Source organism: Acidimicrobiales bacterium, assembly GCA_036270875.1.
In the GTDB taxonomy this organism is placed as follows: Bacteria; Actinomycetota; Acidimicrobiia; order Acidimicrobiales; family AC-9; genus AC-9.
Map to the genome: position 1 here is coordinate 1 of DATBBR010000030.1, position 2,906 is coordinate 2,906.

Annotated in this window: 3 protein-coding genes; 1 reads left to right on the forward strand and 2 read right to left on the reverse strand. The window is 71.0% G+C overall.

Features of this window, described 5'->3' with window-relative positions:
- A partial coding sequence (locus VH112_02905; protein ID HEX4539168.1) for a sulfotransferase occupies positions 1–424 on the forward strand: 424 nt, incomplete at its 5' end.
- 15 nt (positions 425–439) lie between these two features.
- Here VH112_02905 and VH112_02910 read toward each other — a convergent pair.
- Complete coding sequence (locus tag VH112_02910; GenBank protein ID HEX4539169.1) at positions 440–979, reverse strand: hypothetical protein; 540 nt, start codon at positions 977–979, stop codon at positions 440–442.
- Positions 979–2,906, reverse strand: a 1,928-nt coding sequence (locus VH112_02915; protein HEX4539170.1) for an FtsX-like permease family protein, incomplete at its 5' end; no start/stop codon positions are given. The genes VH112_02910 and VH112_02915, both read right to left, overlap by 1 nt.

Consider the following 2,906-nt stretch of genomic DNA (forward strand, 5'->3'; position numbering starts at 1 on the left):
CACCCACCGCGACCCGGTCTCGGTGACGACGTCGATGGTCACGATGCTCGCCTACACGGCCCGCATGTCCCACGACCGCGTCGACGTCGAGGGGATCGGTCGCTACTGGGCCGACCGCCTCGAGCGGATGCTGCGCCGCTGCGCGGAGGACCGCGACGCCCTGCCGGCCGGGCAGACCATCGACGTCCACTTCGACGAGTTCATGGCCGACGACCTGGCCATGGTGGCCCGGGTCTACGACCTCGCCGGCCAGCCCTTCGACGACACCGCCCGCACCGCGATGACGCGGTTCATGGCGGAGCACCCGCGCGGCAAGTTCGGCGCCGTCGAGTACGACCTGGCCGGGCTCGGGCTCGAGCGCGCCGCCCTGCGCCGGCAGATGAACTTCTACACCGAGCGCTTCGGCGTGACTCCCGAGTCCTGACCCTCCGTCCGCGGCTCAGCGGATCACGGAGTGCCGGATGCGGCCCCAGCGCCGCGCGACGTGCACGCACAGGTACGCCAGCAGCAGGAGAGCCGCCGAGACGTGCCACCCGATGTCGCGGAACGGGATCCCGACCGAGCGGGGGTGCAGGATCACCTGGTTCCCGGTGGCCAGGTCCCAAGATCCCGACATCAGCACGTTGAGGGTCAAGAGCCCCAGGATCAGGTCGGACCACGCCAGCCGGCCACGGCGGGTCAGCCACGTCACCGGTCGGGCGAGGTTCCCGAGCAGTCGCATCGCCGTGTGACGGCGCTGCGCCACGTGGATGACCACCAGGGCGACGAAGGCGGACCCGATGACCAGGTGCGGCCACCCCTCCGTCATCGCCGTCACCGTGGCCAGCGAAGCAGCCAAGGTCGCGAGCAGGACCAGGTGGACCAGGAAGCGGGCACCCATCTGGTGGCCTCGGTGGCCGGAGAGGGCTCGACCGGGCCCGGGCCGTGACGGCTGGGGGGTGTCGACCGTCACGGACCGGGCCTCGCCCGGGGTGGTCATTACTCCATCGGCCGGGTCGCGATGCCCCGCGGTTCGCGTCCCGCCAGCACCCAGCCGATGGCGATGGCGGCGAGCGGCATGGCGACCAGGATGAAGAAGAGGTTGTCCCAGGGGACGTGGTTGATGAGGTCCGAGACCCCTCCCTCGAGTCCGTTGGAGCGGAAGAAGCCGAACAAGCCGATGTAGGCGGCCACGGTCCCGAGCAGCGCGCCCAGGAAGGCGAGGCCGCCGGCGGTGACAGCCGTCAGGGCGCGCCGCGTGCGCGAGCTGGCGCCGGTGGCGGTGAGCGTGCGCAGGTCGCTCGCTGTCTCGCTGCGGATGAGGCCCACGCTCATGGCGAGGACGCCGAGGGCGAGGGCGATGCCGAAGACGGTCGCCCAGTTCACGATCTCTGACGACGTCGGCGCGTCGTTCTTCGACTCGATCGTCAGGTCGCCCGACGCCGCCAGCGAGTTGGCGCTCGTCAGCTGCGACTGGGTGATCGCGGTGTCGGACTGGAGCGTCCAACCGCCCAGGCTGTTCTGGCTCGTGAGACCGAGCCGGTGCAGCGCGCTTTCGGTGATCACCGTGTTCGGCGCCGAGGTGCCCGCCGGCAGTTGGCTCTCCTCCTGTACCACCGGGTGGGCCAGGCACGAGCCGGGCGGGCAGGAGTTGGCGCTGCTGCTCGGGCCCGGGCCCCCACCGAGGTTCACGGGCTCGGGCTGGCCGCCGCCTTTGCCGAAGTCGCCCCCGTAGGTCAGCTGCACGCCCGAACCGGCCAGCCCGGACCGCGAGCTCAGGATGTCGACGTCGGACGGGATGGAGGACGGGTTGATCCCGTACGCCCGCAGCAGGGCCGGGGTGGCCACATAGATCGGCCCGTTCCACTGCCGGCCGTGGCCGCTCGGGTTCTGCAGGTTGGCGGCCGGTTGCTCGAGCGCGACGACGTTCTTCGCGCCGACGGCGGAGGCGATCGCGTGCACCGATGCCTCCTGTGCCGTGAGGCTCGGCGCCGGCGGCGCCGGCTGGCACACGGGAGGACCACCGTTCGAGAAGCACGTGTTGCCGGTCGGCGGGTTGTACACGTTGATCGCGTTGGACGCCATGTTCGGCCCGACGAAGTCGAAGACGTTGGAGTAGCGGGCCGTCGCGACGGCGCAGACGATGACCGCGATCATGATGCCGAGGCTGATCGCAGAGAGCGCCGAACCGGAACGGGCGCGGTAGCGGGCCATGTCGCGCAGCGGGAGCCGCACGGCGACGGGCGACCTCCCGCCCAGCTTGGCCAGAAGGACCAGGAAGAAGGGGGAGACGAGGATGATCCCGACCACCAGCGCGATCAGCCCGGGGACGAGCCAGATCACCCCGCTGCCGTGGTGACCTTCGGCTCCCGAGAGGGAGAAGAAGAGGAACCCGATCCCGAGGGCCACGACCCCGGGCACCAGTGAGCGGTGGACCTGGCGCGGGGGCGCCGGGCGCCCGGCCAACGCGCCGACGACCGGCAGGCGGGTGATGGCGCGGGCGGGGTAGCTGGCGGCGAAGAAGGTCGCCAGCACGCCGAGGACCATCGCCGGCACGATGACGTTCCACGGCAGGGCGAGCGTCCCGATCACGTGGTGGGCGTCTTGCTCGTTGGTCGGGCGGTAGAGCAACCAGACCACCAACCCCACCGCGAACCCCACGACGACCCCCACCAGCCCGACGATGAACCCGTTCGACTCGAGGACGAGCCGCACGTTGCGGTCGGTCGCACCCATGGACTCGAGCATCCCGAGCGAGCGCATACGTCGCTGGGCCAGCACGGTGAAGCCGCCGATCGACACCAGGGCGATCAAGAGCATGCCGACGGTCGCCAGCGCCAGGATGATCGTCGACGGGTTGACGAGGTTGCTGTTGACCGAGCCTGGCGTCGTGACGTACGCCGGCACGTCCTTGGCGTTCGCGGGCG